This is a genomic window from Macellibacteroides fermentans (assembly GCF_013409575.1).
Taxonomy (GTDB): Bacteria; Bacteroidota; Bacteroidia; order Bacteroidales; family Tannerellaceae; genus Macellibacteroides; species Macellibacteroides fermentans.
The window spans coordinates 1-17,680 of the sequence record NZ_JACCCY010000003.1 but is presented as its reverse complement, the minus strand read 5'-3'; the positions used below and the strand labels follow the sequence as shown (position 1 = coordinate 17,680).

Genomic DNA, 17,680 nt, shown 5'->3' with positions numbered 1-17,680 from the left:
TTATGTGTTTTTCAATACTGCAAAAATACAAATTATTTTATACCACAATCATTAAAAAACAAAATAGTTGATACTTTTTGTCTTTTTTATATTAACCCGTAAAAATTTTGGCCAATTTATACCTTACGACCACTTTTTTACGTTTAATTAGTGAAATTTGTATTTTCCCTGAATTGCGCGGTAAAGTAAAAACTTTTTTTTCAGAAAAATGTACCTTTGACCGCATTTTGTTTAAAAAAATATGAGAAATATTCTTCTGATGCTTTTATTTACTCTTGTTGCGGGATCGCTTCATGCTCAAGAGGGAGAAGAGGTTTTTACTTTTCTTCGTTTTCCTTCGTCTTCAAGAGCAAATGCTTTAGGCGGACATACTGTTTCATTAATTGAAACAGATCCTTCGTTGATTTTTCATAATCCTGCATTATTGGGAGGCGAAATGGATCAAATGGTGAATCTGAATTATATGAATTATATTGCCGACATCAATGTGGCAAGTGCTCTTTACGTTAAAGCTATTGCTGAAAGAAGTACGATTGCCCTTGGTGCTCATTATATAAATTACGGGCAATTTGATGAAACGTCGGTAGGTAATGAGCTCATTGGCCGGTTTTCAGCCAATGATATTTGTTTGAATGGCTTTTATGCTTATGATCTGACCGATTTTTTGCGTGGGGGGGTGACTCTTAAATTTCTTTACTCTTCTTTAGAAAAATATACATCAATCGGCTTGGGGGTAGATGTTGGACTGAGTTATTATAATCCCGATAAGGGATTTTCTGCCGGATTTACGCTAAAAAATATGGGGGCTCAGCTTAAAGCATATAATGAAGATCGGTTGCGTTTGCCCTGGGATGTGCAAATTGGATTCACAAAAAAAATGAATCATGCCCCGTTCCGGCTTTCAGTTACAGGTATGTATTTAAATAAATGGAAATTTTCGTCTGTTGACGGTGTCAATAAAGTGGAGGATAGCTTTGTTAAAACATTCTCAAAGCATCTGGTTTTTGGGGTTGATTTTATTCCTATCCAGAATTTTTGGTTGGGAGTGGGCTTTAATCCAAAAGCTAATGCAGATATGAAATTGCAGAATGGTAATAAACTTGGCGGATTTTCGATGGGGGCCGGAGTAAAAGTGAACCGGTTCGATGTAGGTGTATCAGTTGCCCGTTATCATCCGTCTGCTACCTCCTTGATGCTTAGTTTTTCTATGTTCCTTGGAGATATTGCTCCCTGATAATCCATAAAAATAGTACATTTGTGTCGGATTTATTGTAATGAATCCGACGACCCTGTTGTTTAGCGGAGTAGATACTGTTAAGCACTGTTTGTTTTTAATAATTACGCAAAAAAGAATATTACATAATGGAGAAGAAAATTGTAATTGCAGTAGATGGGTACTCTTCTTGTGGGAAAAGTACGATGGCTAAAGATTTGGCAAAAGAGATCGGATATATTTATATAGATAGCGGAGCCATGTACAGAGCGGTGACTCTTTATTGTCTGCAAAATGAAATTATTGAAAATGGGGTGGTTGACGAAGTCCGCTTAAGGTCGGCAATGAATCAAATTCATATTTCATTTCAGATGAATAATGAAAGTGGCAAACCCGATACCTACCTTAACGGAGTAAACGTTGAAAAGGAGATACGAGGAATGGAGGTTGCCAATCATGTAAGTACCATTGCAGCCATAGGCTTTGTTAGGCAGGCTATGGTTGAGAAGCAACAGGAAATGGGACAGCAAAAAGGAGTTGTCATGGATGGACGCGATATCGGGACCGTGGTATTCCCTAATGCTGAACTTAAGATTTTTGTTACCGCATCACCGGAGGTGAGGGCTCAAAGACGGTACGACGAAATGATGGCGAAGGGAGAGCCTGCTATATTTGAAGATGTGCTTGCAAATGTGAAAAAAAGAGATCTTATAGATACAACGAGAGCTGAAAGTCCATTGTGCAGAGCTGAAGACGCACTGGAACTTGATAATTCTCATTTGTCTATCGCTGAACAAAAGGCGTGGTTACTTGTTCAATTTAACAGAGTAACAAGAGAATAAAGCAATATGATAGAAGTAGAAATAGATAATGGATCGGGCTTTTGTTTTGGTGTGGTAAACGCGATAGGAAGTGCCGAGCGTGAGTTGTCTTCGACAGATAAGTTATATGTACTGGGAGACATCGTTCATAACAGTCAGGAGGTAGAACGCCTGCAGCATCAGGGTTTAGAAACAATTGAGCATGCAGATCTGACCTCGCTTAAAGGTAAGAAAGTGCTGCTTCGGGCACACGGGGAACCGCCTTCCACTTATCAGATAGCGAAGGAAAACGATATTACGATTGTTGATGCAACATGTCCGGTAGTGTTGCAGTTACAGCGTAAAATACATAAGCGGTATATGGAAACCCGCTCTGAGGATGTACAGCTTGTAATTTACGGCAAGAAAGGACACGCCGAGGTAAATGGCCTTGTTGGACAAACCGATGGTACAGCCATTGTTGTAGAAAAGGTGGAGGATTTGGAACAGCTCGACTTTACAAAAGGAATAGTCTTGTTTTCTCAAACCACTAAACCACTACAAGGGTTTCAGGATATAATTGCTTTTATTAAGGAGCGAATTGCTGATGATGTGAAATTTGAGAATTTTGATACGATATGCCGACAGGTTACCAATCGTATTCCAAATATAAAAGTTTTTGCTCCTAAACATGATTTTATTTATTTCGTTGCAGGTAAAAAGAGTTCGAATGGAAAGGTATTGTTTGAAGAATGCCGGAAGGCCAACCCAAATACCATTTTTATATCAGAAGCTGCAGAGATTACAGAACCGCTGCCTGCTTGGGTAAAGAGTGTGGGGGTCTGCGGGGCCACATCCACGCCTAAATGGCTTATGGAAGAAGTTGCAGGTAAAATAAAGTCGATGAATCCGTGAAGTGATAAAATGTTTTCAGATTTGTGAAGAAAGCTAACAAAATTCTCGCTATTATTATTTTATTCTTACTTTTGCAGCGAATTAAAATATTCTATGGATATGACAACTATCAAATGTATTGGTATTTTAACTTCCGGTGGTGATGCCCCGGGGATGAATGCTGCGGTACGTGCAGTAACTCGTTGTGCAATATATAACGATATTGAAGTTAAAGGAATTTACCGTGGATACAAAGGATTGATTACAGGCGAAATTGAACAGTTTAAAACTCAAAATGTAAGCAATATAATCCAACGGGGTGGCACAATTCTGAAGACGGCTCGTTGCCAGGAATTCAGAACCCCTGAAGGTCGTAAACAAGCTTATGATAAATTAAAGGAAGAGGGAATTGATGCGCTGGTTGTAATTGGTGGTGACGGAACCCTTACCGGCGCAAGGATATTTGCACAGGAATTCAATTATCCTATCGTAGGTTTGCCAGGTACAATTGATAATGATTTATTTGGTACGGATGTAACGATTGGTTACGACACAGCTTTAAATACAATTATGGAGTGTGTCGACAAAATCAGAGACACCGCAACTTCGCACGATCGGTTGTTTTTTATTGAGGTTATGGGTCGCGATGCCGGATTCCTTGCATTAAATGGTGCAGTTGCCGCAGGAGCTGAAGCTGCTATTATTCCGGAAATTGCTATGGAAAAGGATCAATTGGCTGAAACCATTGAAAGCGGTTTTCGTAAATCTAAAAACAGTAGCATCGTTTTGGTTGCCGAAAGCGAAGTAACCGGAGGTGCTATGGGTGTAGCCGAACGTGTAAAAAGGGAATATCCTTCTTTTGATGTTCGTGTAACCATTCTTGGCCATTTACAACGAGGAGGTTCTCCAACAGCACAGGATCGTATCCTGGCCAGTCGTATGGGTATTGCTGCGATTGATGCGTTATTGGACGACCAGCGAAATGTTATGATCGGTATTCAAAACGATCAGATTGTATATGTACCTTTCTCCAAGGCTATCAAAAACGACAAACCTATCAATCGGGATTTGCTTGATGCCGTTCGGATTCTGTCTCTGTAACAGCATGATACTATAAAAAGACACCCTCTTTGGTTTTGGCCGAAGAGGGTGTCTTTTTTAAAGTTTATTGTTATTTACCGGAGGAAGTATCAATCGTAATGAATTATCTTTTGTAAAATACCTCCATGCCCAGTTTAAGAAAATTATCAATTTATTTTTAATTGTGAGTATCAGCATCAGATGTAAAAACATCCAGACAATCCATGCAAAATACCCCTCAAATTTAATGAATGGTAAATCTACTACCGCTTTATGATTCCCGATAGTTGCCATTGAACCCAAGTCTTTATATTCAAACTCAATAAGGTCCTTGTTCTGCTCTATGGCTTTTAGATTTTTTGCCAGACGTATAGCTTGATTAATGGCTACATTGGCAAGTTGCGGATGTCCATTGGGGTATTTAGGAGTTTCCATATAGGCGATATCTCCAATGGCAAATACGTCGACACAACCCAGTACTCTGTTGTAACGGTCAACATGTATTCTATTTCCTCGTACGATTGTATTCTCTGGTAATCCTTCTATAGCATTACCTGTAATACCTGCTGCCCATATTACTGTTCCTGTTTTTATCTCTTCTCCGTTATTAAATACTGCAATTTCTCCGTCATAACTAGTCATATGCAATCCGGTTCTCACAACCACTCCCATCTCTTGAAGATATTTTTGGGAGGCATTCTTGGCCGTGTCACTCATATTGTTCAGGGTATTCTGACTTCCTTCTACAAGTATAATTTTCAATTTTTTGAAATCAATATCCGGATAGTCTTTCGGTAAAACGGTATTCTTGATTTCAGCAAAGGCGCCGGCAAGTTCCACTCCGGTTGGTCCTGCTCCAACAATAAGTATATTCAGTAATCTCTCCTTTTCCTGCTCTGAAGCCGAAATGATGCGTTCGAATGTGAGTAAAATATGATTTCGTATCGCAATCGCATCAGAGGTTGATTTTAGCGTGAGCGAATGATTCTCAATCTGAGTATTGCCAAAGAAATTTGATTTACACCCAGTTCCGATTACTAAATAATCATAGGCAAAGTTTCCAATATTTGTGATCACTTCTTTCTGTTCCCTGTCTACTTTGCTTACTTCTGCAATTCTTATATGAATATTCTTTTTCTTTTTAAATACGCTTCTAAGAGGGAAAGAAATGCTGGAAGGGTCTATCTGAGCTGTGGCAACCTGATAAAGCAGAGGTTGGAACTGATGGTTGTTCAGCTTGTCTAAAAGCGTGATTTCAAACAATTTTTCATCTAATTCATTTACTAGCCTGATGCCTGCAAACCCGCTTCCTACAATAACAATCTTTTTCTTTGTATCCATAGCAGTAAACTTTTCATTCATGTTTATTGAATATATGGAGTCTGCTGTGAAGAAAAAATGCCAAGTACTCCTTTAAATTCATTCTTAAACCATATGGATAAAACCTATAATCGAAAGAATTGTTTTAAAATCGCAAGGAAAAAGCCTGGATTGTAGCTTTAATATAATTTGTAATTCGTTCTTAAGACTTTAAATTCGGTACGACGGTTAATCTGATCAGCGATATCTTGTTGTTCGGGTGGCAGATTCAGAATAAATTCTTCTGTTAGTTTGTCCCCCTCTTTCAGAAAGTCGAAACTTCGTGCCATTTTTTTATTAATTTCCTTAGGCATATTTTTTCCATATCCTTTAGCTTCAAGTCTCTCCTTTTCTATGCCTCCGGCTATCAGGTAATCTACCACCGACTGGGCTCTGCGCTGAGCCAGCGACTCGTTGTACTCGATACTCCCTTTCCGGTCTGTATGGGCTGCGAGTTCAATCGTTATATTCGGGTTATCATTCAACATTTTTATTAACTCATTGAGCGCCGTTTTTGAGTCTGGCCGTAAGCTGGCTTTGTCAAAATCATAGAAGATATTTTCAATTAAAACAGGTTTGGATATGGGTGAGAGGAAGAAGTCTACTATGTAGGTTTCGTTTTTTTCTTCCGCAGAAGTCACCAGTTCGAAATTCTGATTAAGATAGCCTCTGGCGCTAGCCATCATAACATACGAATTATTACGTTTTAACTCTACTTTATAAGAGCCATCTTTCTTGGCCATTACTTTTTCATTTAATCCGTCTTTGCCAACAATCCGTATAACAGCATCTTCTATGGGATATTCATCCGCATCAGATACGATACCTTCAATTTGTACTGTTATTGAAGGCAGATCGAATGAGAAAAGATGATCATTTCCTCTGGCATCATTTCTGTTGGAACTGAAAAAACCCGTCTCTTTTGTGCCGGCAAAGGTTATTCCGAAGTCGTCCGCTGCAGAATTTATAGGAGTCTGCATATTTTCAATCTCCCATTTTCCATCAGGAGTTCGGGTTGCCTTATATAAATCTAAGCCTCCCATGCCCGGATGTCCGTCTGAAGCAAAATAGAGTGTAACGGAATCTCTTACATATGGAAATACCTCATCACCTTCTGTATTGATCTGAGGACCCAGGTTTTCTATCGGTCCAAAATCATTCCCTATGGCACGTGCCCTGTATATATCTTTACCTCCATAGCCACCCATGGCATCAGATACAAAAAAAAGATATTTCCCATCTGGTGAAATGGAAGGATGGGCAAGGGTTGTGACCGAATCTTTCAATAATTGAACTTTTACACCCTTTCCCCATTTGGCATTACTACGTGAAGAAACATAGACTTCGGCTGTTCTGGAAGATTCAGGATCTTGCGAACAATACGTATAATACATGGATCTTCCATCAGCGCTGAATGAGGGTGTTCCTTCATCAAACTCTGTATTAACTTCATCCTCGATCTCTTCGGGAGCAAGCCACTCGCCTTTCTCATTTTTTTTTGCCAGATAGAAATTGTTATTCCCAAGTCCGGTTATAGCGCTGATCTTGCTCTCTTTATCTTTTGTTCTGGAAGATGCGAAATAGAGTTGGTCAAAATTGCTGCCGTAAAACATGGGACTGAATTCACTCCGCCGGGAGTTGAATTTATCCATCTTTTTTACAGTATATCGGGTAGGTGTTTTTTTCCATTCAGGAGCAAGCAGGCATCCATTGATTCCGTTCAGTGCTAATTTATTTTGCGGATTTAATTTTAAGAATGCTTCGTATTGCTTGATAGCATCCCCATATTTACCTGTTTTATGAAGCATTTGGGCCAATCTGAGTATAGCTATACTGTCTGGGTAGTTGTAGCGTATTGCATTCATATATGCACTTGATGCTCGCGGTGTGTTGTTTATTATCCGGTTGCACTCCGCCATTCGGAAGGCGATATATCCTCTTAGATCCCGATTTTGAGGTTTTGTTTTTGTGTATACTTTACGGTATATGGCTGCTGCTTCATAATATTCGCCAATACGATGTTTTTCTTCTGCATCACTCAGCTTAGCCGATTTACAGGAGAAGAGAACTAAGGCTACAAGTAGAAGCCATAAATAAGACAAAAAACAATACTTCATAACACGTAATGCATGATTATAACAAAGTAACTGATTTTTTTTATATTTATTATGCTTGTTTGTACGATTCAATAAAAAAGTAATGCTTAGAACAGGATGACTCAATTATTGAATCAACTTTATTAAGTATATTAACGTTTATGATGTTGTATTTTCCTTTATAGTATATATTTGTGTTTTATATTTCATTTAATCTAAAATGCTATGGAACAACAAAGATTACAGTCTCTGGATGCCTTGAGAGGCTTCGATATGTTATTTATTATGGGAGGAAGTTCCTTTTTTGTCGCTTTAAGTAAATTTTTGCCTGCTTCAATTTGTGAGGCGATTGCAAGACAGATGGAGCATACTGCCTGGTCTGGTTTTACATTCTACGACATGATTTTTCCACTTTTTCTATTTATTGCCGGAATTTCATTTCCCTACTCATTGTCTAATCAGCAAGCGAAAGGGATTCCCAGAAAAACAATTTATTTACGTATTCTGAAGAGGGGTTTTATATTAGTCCTTTTAGGTATTGTATATAATGGCGCTTTGCAACTGGCCATCGGCGAAATAAGGTTTGCCAGCGTGTTAGCCCGAATTGGTATTGCCTGGATGGTTGCGGCCCTGATTTTTATGAACGTAAACAGATTGGGACGCGGTTTTATTTGTGCTTTTATTCTTATTGGCTATTGGCTTCTTCTGGCCTTTGTTCCTTCGCCCGAAGCAGGAGGTGCAGATCCGTTTAGTATGGAGGGCTCAATTGTAGGTTATATTGACAGAATAGTTGTTCCGGGTCGTCTCCATCTCACTATTCACGATCCCGAAGGATTTATGTCTACTTTCCCAGCTATTGTTTCAGCAATGCTCGGTATGTTTGCGGGAGAATTGGTTAAAAGTTCGGCCGAAAAACTTACTCCTATGAAAAAAGTGGGGTGGTTACTTTTAGCAGGATTCTTTTTGTGTATTGCAGGCAAAGCGTGGGACGTTGTTTTTCCAATAAATAAGAATCTCTGGACAAGCTCTTTTACATGCTATGTAGGTGGAATATCAATGATCTTGTTCGCCGTTTTCTATATGATCATCGATGTTTGGAAATATCGTAAATGGACATTCTTTTTTACGGTGATTGGATTAAATTCTATTACTATATACCTTGCTCAGAGGATTATTAATTTTGATGGGATCTCTAAGTTCTTCTTGGGAGGAATTATAAAATTCTTACCTGAAAATCTGGCTTTTCTGGTATCTTCTATCGGTTACATAGCGGTTTGTTGGGGCTTCCTTTACTTTCTATACAAGAAGAAAATATTTTTGAAAGTGTAAACGGATGTCAACGGATACTCTTCGCGATTAGATACGCAATAAATTTTGTAACTTTGCACCCTGTTATAATGTAAAAACGGATAATCCGTTTACGGAAAGGAAAAAGTATATGAATATTGCAGCATTGGTTTCGGGAGGAGTAGATAGTTCGGTCGTGGTTCATCAGCTGAAAGAGGCTGGGTATGATCCTACTATTTTTTACATCCGGATTGGTATGGAGGATAAAGATGGTTACATTGATTGTCCGGCTGAAGAGGATATTGAAATAACGACTTATATTGCCCGGAAGTATGGATGTAAGATGGAGGTGGTGTCACTTCATGAAGAATATTGGGAGAATGTTGTAAGTTATACGATTGATGCTGTAAAAAGAGGTCTTACCCCGAATCCGGACATGATGTGTAATAAGCTTATTAAGTTTGGTTGTTTCGAACAAAAATGGGGGAAAGAATTTGATAAAACGGCTACCGGGCATTACGCAACTACTACCGAGTTAAACGGTAAGGTTTATCTGTCAACGGCTAAAGATAAATTTAAGGATCAGACTGATTTTTTGGCTCAAGTGGATTATTTGCAAATATCAAAGCTTATGTTCCCAATCGGGAATCTGCTTAAGTCGGAAGTTCGCGATATTGCAGAAAAACAAGGACTTCCAAGTGCAAAACGGAAGGATAGTCAGGGAATCTGTTTTCTTGGAAAGATCAACTACAATGATTTTATCGAACGTTATCTGGGTAAACGCACGGGTAAGATAATAGAATTGGAGACCGGTAAGATTTTGGGTAAGCACAATGGTTATTGGTTTCATACCATCGGACAACGCAAAGGTCTTGGTTTGAGTGGCGGTCCTTGGTTTGTAATCAAAAAAGATATCAGACGAAATATTATATATGTTTCCAACGGCTATGGTGTTGAAACACAATTTGGCAAAACTATTAATCTTCAGGGATTCAATTTTATCACTGAAGATCCGTGGGGAGAATTTGATGATGAAAGAGAAATTACATTCAAAATTCGTCATACTCCGGAATTTACGCATGGACGAATCCGCAGAATAGGCGATCTTTACCGGATTGAGTCCGACGAGAAGATACAGGGAATAGCTCCCGGACAGTTCAGTGTCGTTTATGATAAAGAGAGCCACCTTTGTTTGGGAAGCGGGATGATAATAGACGATCAGGTTTAATTCTATTTAATCATACACATAAAAAAAGGCTGTCCTATTCAGGACAGCCTTTTTAATTATTATTTTGGTTTTAAATAACGTACAGTGTGCTGATGGATTGATCATTGCAAACGCGACGAATTGCTTCTGCAAACATGTCGGCAACCGAAAGAACTCTAACCTTTTCACATTTGTTTGAATAGGGGATCGAGTCGGTAAAGATCATTTCTGTAAGAGATGATTCTCCAACGCGGGTAGAAGCCGGGTCGCTCATTACAGCGTGACTAGCAATAGCACGAACCGATTTTGCTCCATTATCCATCATCAGGTTGGCTGCTTTTGTAATGGTACCTGCAGTATCAACCATGTCGTCAATCAGCAGAACATCCATTCCTTTTACATCTCCGATAATTCTCATTTCAGCAACTTCGTTAGCCCGTAAACGAGACTTGTGACAGATAACCATAGGTACTCCAAGGTATTTAGCATAGCTGCTGGCACGTTTTGTACCACCAACATCCGGAGTGGCAATTACAAGATTTTCGGCATTCAATGAATTCTTTATGTAATCAAGGAAAATTGCCGACGCATATAAATGGTCTACCGGAACATTGAAAAAGCCTTGAATCTGATCTGCATGAAGGTCCATCGTTATTAATCGGTTGATACCAGCTACAGCAAGCAGATCTGCCATCAATTTAGCTCCGATAGATACACGCGGTTTGTCCTTTCTGTCTTGACGAGCCCATCCAAAGTAAGGAATCACGGCAATAATTGAATGTGCAGAAGCACGTTTTGCAGCATCAATCATCAGGAGTAATTCCATCAGGTTGTCCGCGTTTGGAAACGTAGACTGAACCAAAAAAACATCTTTTCCGCGAATAGATTCTTCGTATGAAACCGAAAATTCTCCGTCGGCGAAGTGCTGAATGTTCATTTGTCCGAGAGGACAACCTAGACTATTGCAAATTTTCTCTGCAAGATACCGGGAGTTGGTTCCCGAAAACACCAAGAAAGGAGTTTGTGCACTCATTATCTGAATATTTATCTTATTTGTGAATGATCCGTAATGTTCCGCAAAAGTACAAAACATTATTGTAATAATGTTCTATAACATCAAAAAGATTGGCTCAAATTTTATTTTGACTTATAGGTAAACTTTAGAACTTTCCCCGAAAATGCAGGAATAACCACTTTGAAAGGGCACACATGAGTGAGTGTACTAATTGAGGTTTCACCTGAAAGCAAATCTGTTAAACCTGCAGCTTCATTGTCATTTATTCCCAAATATGCAAAGGCTTCTTCCGGGAATCTGACCTGAACAGTTTGCTCGGATTTGTCAAAATTAGCCAAAACTAATAACACCTCATTGTCATGCTTCCGCATAAATGCATATTGCCTCCCTGTATTAAAACATTTATTACTGGTATTAGCGTATGACAGGTCATAAAACAGACCGCTTGTTATAGCCTTTTCTGTTCTTGCGATGCGTAATATTTTTTTATAAATGTTTCTGATTTCACACTGTTTCTCTGTAAGTCCGGTTTCATCAAACCGCCCATTGTTAACCCAATTCCTTACCGATTTAATACTCCAATAGTCAAATATTGAGGTACGACCATCCACTCCGCTGAAACCTTCTTCATCCATTCCGGATTCGCCTAATTCTTGCCCAAAATAGATCATTACCGGATTTACATGCATGAAGGCTAAAACCATCATGGCTGGAATCCCTGAGCGAGCATTACCTGCAAAAAAATTGGAGGCAATGCGTTGTTCGTCGTGATTCTCCATAAACGCGAGCATCTTATCTTGGAAACCCTCTACCGCCTGCCAGCATTTAGTAATGCTGCAGGCCGAAGTTTCTTTTCTTATTACAGCTTTTAGTGTGTCGTATAATCCCACTTTGTCATACAGATAGTCAAATTTTCCTTTGGATAGGAAGATCCGGTAGAGGGACGGATTATAAACCTCTGCAATGAAGCATACCGGATAACAGTTGGTAACGTGGGTGATTGCCCAATGCCAGAACTCGACAGGAACCATTTCTGCCATATCGCAACGAAATCCGTCAATGCCTTTTCCTGCCCAGAACATTAAAATTTCCAGCATCTTATTCCATGTGTCCGGAATCGGATTGAAATAACTTACTTTTCCATTGGCATAGTCCACTCCATAATTTAATTTAATGGTTTCGTACCAGTCATTCATCCCGGGATTAGCGGTAAAACAGTCGTTCCCAGTAACCTTGGCAGGAAATTCACTGTATTCAAAGTCCTCTTGCTTGGCTCCGAAGTGGAATTGGAGGGTTTGTCCGGGTAGATAATAGAAATTATTACCGGGACTAAAAGCCTTCGACGTATTATCGGTCTGTCCCAGATCTACAATGAATGACTCCTTCGCATCCGAATGATACTGACGTGAAACATGGTTCGGCACAAAGTCAATGATGACTTTCAATCCTGCCTTATGTGTCCTTTCAATAAGGGCCTCAAATTCGGCCATGCGGTTTGGAACATCATCTGCCAGATCCGGATCAACATCGTAATAGTCTTTTATAGCATAGGGTGATCCGGCTTTCCCTTTTACAATGGCAGTATGATCTCGACGAATATTATAAGCAGAATAATCGGTCTTAGTAGCATGTTCTATAATTCCGGTATACCATATATGGGTTACTCCCAGCTCTTTAATGGATTTTAGGGCAGTATGTGTAAACGATGAGAATTTGCCTGAGCCATTCTCAGCAAGACTGCCATTTTTTACACATCTATCATTCATGTTGCCAAATAGCCGGGGTATAACCTGATAGATAATTGGTTTATCTTGTTGTTTCATAATTACAGTTTTATAATTGTATTACACCGAAACCTTTATTAAAAACACTTTAATCTGTTTGTAATTCTTTTTTCCTGGCAGAAAGAGCCCGAACCAGCGTTTCATGTTTGTTTTCATTTATTACCTTTTCAAAGGCCTTTACCGCTGCTGTATAGCCAACGCCCGAAATAAGATCTACATTTTCCAGATCAAAGGTTTTAAATTGTCCAAATTCTTCGGCCTCAATCAGAACATCGCACATTATCCGATCTTCCAGCGTATTGGCACGAAACATATAATGATAAGACCTCTCGGCTATATGCATCAGGGTCTGTTTGTATTTCTGAGGTATAAGCGGCGTAACATTTACTCCGATAATTTTATCACATTCTCCTCTGATGATAGACACCGGGAAATTATGAAAAAGTCCGCCGTCAACATAATGTATTCCTTTAATTACGACCGGATTGAAAATTATAGGCACACTGCATGAGGCAGTTACGGCTTCAACGATAGGTCCAGTTCTGAACTCATGACTTTCACCATTATCAAGATCTGTTGCCATAACGACCATGGGTATTTGCAGATCCTCAAAATTTTTGGCTCTCAAATGACGTTTTAGAAAGTATCGGAAGCGTTTACTGTCGAAAAGTCCGGCTTTGGGAATTTGTAATTCAGCAAATTCAGAAAACTCCCTTCCGGTAAAGAGATCCTTAATTTCATCAGCAGAATAACCATCGGCAAACAAAACGCCCATTAGAGCTCCGGCACTTGTGCCAGCAATAATGTCGGGCTTAAGTCTGCATTCTTCCATAAGCTTAAATGCCCCAATGTGCGCAAATCCTTTTGCCCCACCACCGCTAAGTACAAGGCCTAGTTTGTGTTTTGTATTATTTGTATTATCTTTCATTAATTGTTATTTAATTAGCATGAAACAAATATGCTACAATTTTTTCTGGATTTACTGTATTGTTTATTAAAAAAGAACAAATATGTAAAGGATAATAGTCTGCCAGTAAATTCCGAATATAAATCTTTTAAAGATACAGAGAAGAGTTGACAGAACCATCGTTTATGTGTAAATTTAACATCTGTCGCTTAAATGTAATAAATAAATGCTATTATCTTTGCACACACAACAACAAAACAACAGCATTATGTCAATGTCTCGCTTTAATGCAGTAGAAAAAGCTTCAAATAGAAAAGCCGTTGAAGCAATTACACCAAACGAAAAGGTCTCGGAATATTTTGGAGAGAACGTATTTAACCGAAAGGCGATGAAAAAATACCTCTCGAAAGAAACCTACAAACTTCTTACCGAAGCAATAGATAGCGGAACAGCAATAGATCGTGAAATAGCCAATCATGTGGCTGCCGGGATGAGAATGTGGGCGTTGGAGAAAGGTGTTACTCATTATACTCACTGGTTTCAGCCTCTAACCGACGGAACAGCCGAAAAACACGATGCTTTTGTTGAGCACGATGGTACGGGAGGAATGATTGAAGAGTTTAGCGGAAAACTGCTTGTACAACAGGAACCGGATGCTTCCAGTTTCCCCAGTGGAGGGTTACGTAATACCTTTGAAGCCCGAGGATATTCGGCCTGGGATCCTTCATCTCCTGCTTTTATAGTGGATGATACATTATGTATTCCGACTGTTTTCATCTCTTACACCGGAGAAGCACTTGATTATAAAACGCCTCTTATCCGCTCCATAGAAGCATTAAATCGGGCGGCTGCCGATGTTTGCCGTTATTTTAACCCGGAAGTGAAAAAGGTGATTAATTACCTTGGATGGGAACAGGAATATTTCCTGGTAGATGAAGATTTATATACGGCACGTCCAGACTTATCGCTTACAGAACGTACCCTGATGGGCCACGAAAGTGCCAAAAATCAGCAGTTGGATGATCATTATTTCGGAGCCATTCCTTCACGGGTGCAGGAGTTTATGAAAGATCTTGAAATTGAATCCTATAAATTGGGCATCCCAGTTAAAACACGTCATAATGAAGTTGCTCCCAATCAATTTGAGTTAGCCCCTATCTACGAAGAGTGTAATTTGGCTAACGATCATAATCAGCTTATTATGTCTGTAATGAAACGTGTAGCCAGACGTCATAATTTCAGAATTCTGCTTCACGAAAAGCCTTTTGCCGGTGTGAATGGTTCAGGGAAGCACAACAATTGGTCGTTAGGTACCGATTCGGGTATTAACCTGTTATCTCCCGGAAAGAACAGAGAAGAAAATCTTCGGTTTATTACTTTCGTCGTAAATACGATGATGGCTGTATATAAACATAATGCGTTGTTAAAGGCCAGTATCGCTTCGGCCAACAATGCGCATCGTCTGGGTGCTCACGAGGCACCTCCCGCAATCATCTCTATTTTCCTGGGAACGCAGATTTCTGAAATTCTGGATAAATTCGAAAATAGTTCCATTGAAGATGCGATTCAGGTAGACGATAAAAAGGGTTTGAGTCTTGGTGTTGGCCAGATTCCGGAATTACTTCTTGATAATACAGACCGGAACCGTACCTCTCCATTTGCTTTTACCGGTAATCGTTTTGAGTTTCGTGCCGTAGGATCGTCAGCAAACTGTGCTTCAGGATTGTTGGCATTAAATTCGGCAGTGGCAGATCAGCTGAATCAATTCTATAACTGTGTGGAAACGCTTTGTGCCTCGGGAAAACCGAAAGAGGAGGCTATCTATGAAGTATTGAAAAGCTATATCAAAGAGTCTAAACCAATCCGGTTTGATGGAAACGGTTACAGCGATGAATGGAAACAGGAGGCTTTATCACGTGGCTTGGATTGCGAAACCTGTGTACCTTTGCAGTATGATGCCTACGTAAAACCTGAAACAATAAAGATGTTCAATAATGTAGGTGTCCTCTCTGAAAAAGAATTGTATGCACGTAATGAAGTGAAATGGGAGATTTATACCAAGAAGGTCCAAATTGAGGCCCGCGTTCTCGGAGACCTTTCACTGAACCATATTATCCCGGTTGTTATACGTTATCAGACGGTGCTGTTGGATAATGTAACAAAGATTCAGCAATTATTCAACGGATCCAGTGAGGAGCTTACAGCTGAGCCGCTGAGACTTATCAAACGTATTTCCGGACACCTTAACGCTGTTAATTCAATGGTGTTTGAAATGGTGGAAGCCAGGAAGAAAGCGAACAAAATAACGGATCAGCGTGAGAAAGCTTTGGCCTACCATGATACGGTAGTACCCTATCTGGACAAAATCAGAGATCACCTGGACGATCTTGAATTGATGGTTGACAATCAGATGTGGCCTTTACCTAAATACAGAGAGTTATTGTTTATCCGATAATAAAGAAAGGGGAGTCTCAATATTACCGGACTCCCCTTTTATTTACCATTTAATATATTTTGCTTTCATGATAAAATCGTAATCGTACTTTATCGCTTCCAGGGGAGTCATATTGTATTTCTCCTGTTCTACATAATAATCTTCCAAACCTGCTTTCTTTGCAACAGCAAACAATGCTTTGAAATCAACTTTTCCTTTACCCATCTCTGTACTACCATCGCCATCCAGGTTTGCATCTTTCAAATGCCAGTTAGCGAAACGACCGGGGTATTTCTTGACATACTCATGGCACTGAAAACCGCCATGAACCATCTGGGCCGTGTCGATCTGGAAAGTAACCAGCTTGTTCTCAGTGTAATCCAGCAATACATCATATGGAATCTTACCCTCAAGCATTTTAAACTCCTCGATATGATTATGGAAAGCAAAGCGTAGTCCGTTGTTGCGTGCAATTTCTCCCACTTTGTTAAACTGATCGGCCAGCCTTTTTACATCATCAATTGTTTTTATATCTTTTGCAGGATATCCTGCCTGAACAATCCACTTACATCCTGCTTCGGCTGTATCGGCCGCATTCTGTTTCCAAAAATCCCATCCTTTGGTATCACCCATTGGAAGCAGTCTGCTTCCGGTGTGCGATCCGGTTAAGGAAGCGCCTAAATCAGAAAGGTATTTCTTAAATTCGGAAGGAGTTTTTCCATAAAACTTACCGTTACGATATCCTGCTGCTTCCAGCCGCTTATATCCGATTTCAATTACTTTGCGGATTGTTCCGTCAAAATCCTTTTGCAAATCATCCCGTACGCTATACAATTGTAAACCGATGGCTTTTTCTTTAGGTGCCGATGCAGCCATAAGATCGTTCGGTAAAACACTCAGGGCAGTTAGCGCCACACCTGTTTTTAAAAAATCTCTTCGTGTAATCATATTAAATTTATTTCAGTTAAGTCGGAAGCCATAAAGGTAGAAAATATATTCTACTTTTGCATGAAAAATTATCATATAGAATGCAAGGGACTAAAAATCTGACAAGCGGACCCATTCACCGGCAACTTTTTAATTTGGCTGTACCTATTATGGGTACCTCCTTTGTGCAAATGGCATACAGCCTCACGGATATGGCCTGGGTGGGACGTCTTGGAAGCGAATCGGTTGCCGCTATCGGATCGGTAGGTATCCTTACATGGATGACAAACTCTATTTCGTTATTAAACAAGGTAGGATCTGAGGTGAGTGTCGGACAAAGTATCGGTGCTCAGAATGCCCCGGATGCCCGCAGCTATGCATCTCATAACCTCACTTTGTCTCTTATTATCTCAATTTGCTGGGGTCTGATCCTTTTTGTCTTCGCAGAGCCTGTCATGCAGATTTACAAATTGGAACCGGCTATCACAGCAAAGGCTGTCAACTACCTGCGTATTGTTGCTACGGCCTTTCCTTTTATATTTTTATCAGCTTCTTTTACAGGAATCTACAACGCATCCGGACAGAGTAAGATTCCCTTTATGATTAGCGGAATAGGCCTTTTGCTGAATATGATACTGGATCCGCTTTTTATCTTCGGGTTCGGGTGGAATACGGAA

General features: G+C 39.7%; 14 protein-coding genes. 8 read left to right on the top strand and 6 right to left on the bottom strand.

Translation table 11 applies throughout. From position 1 onward, the window contains the following. Positions 1-241 precede the first annotated feature (241 nt). The 4 genes from porQ to pfkA all read left to right on the top strand — a co-directional run bounded on the left by porQ (position 242) and on the right by pfkA (position 4,008). A complete protein-coding gene (gene porQ / locus F5613_RS09425; RefSeq protein ID WP_179399581.1) occupies positions 242-1,234 on the top strand; it encodes a type IX secretion system protein PorQ in 993 nt (330 codons plus the stop codon). A 128-nt stretch (positions 1,235-1,362) separates the two neighbouring features. After that, positions 1,363-2,055 carry a (d)CMP kinase gene (cmk, locus tag F5613_RS09420; protein ID WP_179399580.1) on the top strand — a complete coding sequence of 231 codons (693 nt, stop codon included), beginning with the start codon at positions 1,363-1,365 and terminating at the stop codon, positions 2,053-2,055. A gap of 6 nt (positions 2,056-2,061) precedes the next feature. Then, entirely contained in the window at positions 2,062-2,928 is an 867-nt protein-coding gene (locus F5613_RS09415; RefSeq protein ID WP_179399579.1) for a 4-hydroxy-3-methylbut-2-enyl diphosphate reductase, read from the top strand. Between the two features lie 99 nt (positions 2,929-3,027). After that, complete coding sequence (gene pfkA, locus F5613_RS09410) at positions 3,028-4,008, top strand: 6-phosphofructokinase (RefSeq protein ID WP_068183000.1); 981 nt, start codon at positions 3,028-3,030, stop codon at positions 4,006-4,008. Between the two features lie 57 nt (positions 4,009-4,065). Here the strand turns inward: pfkA and F5613_RS09405 are convergent, their stop codons facing one another. Both F5613_RS09405 and porE read right to left on the bottom strand, forming a co-directional pair. After that, the gene (locus F5613_RS09405) at positions 4,066-5,328 is read right to left on the bottom strand and encodes an NAD(P)/FAD-dependent oxidoreductase (protein ID WP_179399578.1); all 1,263 of its coding nucleotides are present in this window, start codon (positions 5,326-5,328) and stop codon (positions 4,066-4,068) included. Between the two features lie 158 nt (positions 5,329-5,486). Next, complete coding sequence (porE, locus tag F5613_RS09400; RefSeq protein WP_179399577.1) at positions 5,487-7,463, bottom strand: PorE family type IX secretion system protein; 1,977 nt, start codon at positions 7,461-7,463, stop codon at positions 5,487-5,489. Positions 7,464-7,667: 204 nt separating this feature from the next. On the opposite strand from porE, the gene F5613_RS09395 reads away from it, so the two are divergent. Next, positions 7,668-8,771 (top strand): acyltransferase family protein, encoded by a 1,104-nt coding sequence (locus tag F5613_RS09395; protein WP_179399576.1) that lies wholly within the window; start codon positions 7,668-7,670, stop codon positions 8,769-8,771. Positions 8,772-8,880: 109 nt separating this feature from the next. Beyond that, a complete protein-coding gene (gene mnmA / locus F5613_RS09390) occupies positions 8,881-9,957 on the top strand; it encodes a tRNA 2-thiouridine(34) synthase MnmA (protein ID WP_179399575.1) in 1,077 nt (358 codons plus the stop codon). Between the two features lie 70 nt (positions 9,958-10,027). Here the strand turns inward: mnmA and F5613_RS09385 are convergent, their stop codons facing one another. The 3 genes from F5613_RS09385 to F5613_RS09375 form a co-directional block, all read right to left on the bottom strand. Then, positions 10,028-10,969: a ribose-phosphate pyrophosphokinase gene (locus F5613_RS09385; RefSeq protein ID WP_079683762.1), complete on the bottom strand. Its 942-nt coding sequence runs from the start codon at positions 10,967-10,969 to the stop codon at positions 10,028-10,030. Between the two features lie 104 nt (positions 10,970-11,073). Beyond that, on the bottom strand, positions 11,074-12,774 hold the full coding sequence (locus F5613_RS09380) for an alpha-amylase family glycosyl hydrolase (protein WP_179399574.1): 1,701 nt from the start codon (positions 12,772-12,774) through the stop codon (positions 11,074-11,076). Positions 12,775-12,823: 49 nt separating this feature from the next. Further along, entirely contained in the window at positions 12,824-13,663 is an 840-nt protein-coding gene (locus F5613_RS09375) for a patatin-like phospholipase family protein (RefSeq protein ID WP_079683708.1), read from the bottom strand. A 247-nt stretch (positions 13,664-13,910) separates the two neighbouring features. Between F5613_RS09375 and F5613_RS09370 the strand changes: the two genes are divergently transcribed. Further along, positions 13,911-16,097 carry a glutamine synthetase III family protein gene (locus F5613_RS09370; protein ID WP_079683709.1) on the top strand — a complete coding sequence of 729 codons (2,187 nt, stop codon included), beginning with the start codon at positions 13,911-13,913 and terminating at the stop codon, positions 16,095-16,097. Positions 16,098-16,139: 42 nt separating this feature from the next. Here F5613_RS09370 and F5613_RS09365 read toward each other — a convergent pair whose 3' ends face one another. Next, complete coding sequence (locus F5613_RS09365) at positions 16,140-17,024, bottom strand: TIM barrel protein (protein WP_179398966.1); 885 nt, start codon at positions 17,022-17,024, stop codon at positions 16,140-16,142. Between the two features lie 80 nt (positions 17,025-17,104). Between F5613_RS09365 and F5613_RS09360 the strand changes: the two genes are divergently transcribed. Next, the coding region (locus F5613_RS09360) for an MATE family efflux transporter (protein ID WP_179399573.1) at positions 17,105-17,680 on the top strand (576 nt) is incomplete at its 3' end.

Coding starts and splice junctions, on each gene's coding strand:
- F5613_RS09405 (WP_179399578.1), bottom strand. CDS start 5,328: ATGGATACAAAGAAAAAGATTGTTATTGTAGGAAGCGGGTTTGCAGGC.
- mnmA (WP_179399575.1), top strand. CDS start 8,881: ATGAATATTGCAGCATTGGTTTCGGGAGGAGTAGATAGTTCGGTCGTG.
- F5613_RS09370 (WP_079683709.1), top strand. CDS start 13,911: ATGTCAATGTCTCGCTTTAATGCAGTAGAAAAAGCTTCAAATAGAAAA.
- porQ (WP_179399581.1), top strand. CDS start 242: ATGAGAAATATTCTTCTGATGCTTTTATTTACTCTTGTTGCGGGATCG.
- cmk (WP_179399580.1), top strand. CDS start 1,363: ATGGAGAAGAAAATTGTAATTGCAGTAGATGGGTACTCTTCTTGTGGG.
- F5613_RS09415 (WP_179399579.1), top strand. CDS start 2,062: ATGATAGAAGTAGAAATAGATAATGGATCGGGCTTTTGTTTTGGTGTG.
- F5613_RS09365 (WP_179398966.1), bottom strand. CDS start 17,024: ATGATTACACGAAGAGATTTTTTAAAAACAGGTGTGGCGCTAACTGCC.
- F5613_RS09385 (WP_079683762.1), bottom strand. CDS start 10,969: ATGAGTGCACAAACTCCTTTCTTGGTGTTTTCGGGAACCAACTCCCGG.
- pfkA (WP_068183000.1), top strand. CDS start 3,028: ATGACAACTATCAAATGTATTGGTATTTTAACTTCCGGTGGTGATGCC.
- F5613_RS09375 (WP_079683708.1), bottom strand. CDS start 13,663: ATGAAAGATAATACAAATAATACAAAACACAAACTAGGCCTTGTACTT.
- porE (WP_179399577.1), bottom strand. CDS start 7,463: ATGAAGTATTGTTTTTTGTCTTATTTATGGCTTCTACTTGTAGCCTTA.
- F5613_RS09395 (WP_179399576.1), top strand. CDS start 7,668: ATGGAACAACAAAGATTACAGTCTCTGGATGCCTTGAGAGGCTTCGAT.
- F5613_RS09380 (WP_179399574.1), bottom strand. CDS start 12,774: ATGAAACAACAAGATAAACCAATTATCTATCAGGTTATACCCCGGCTA.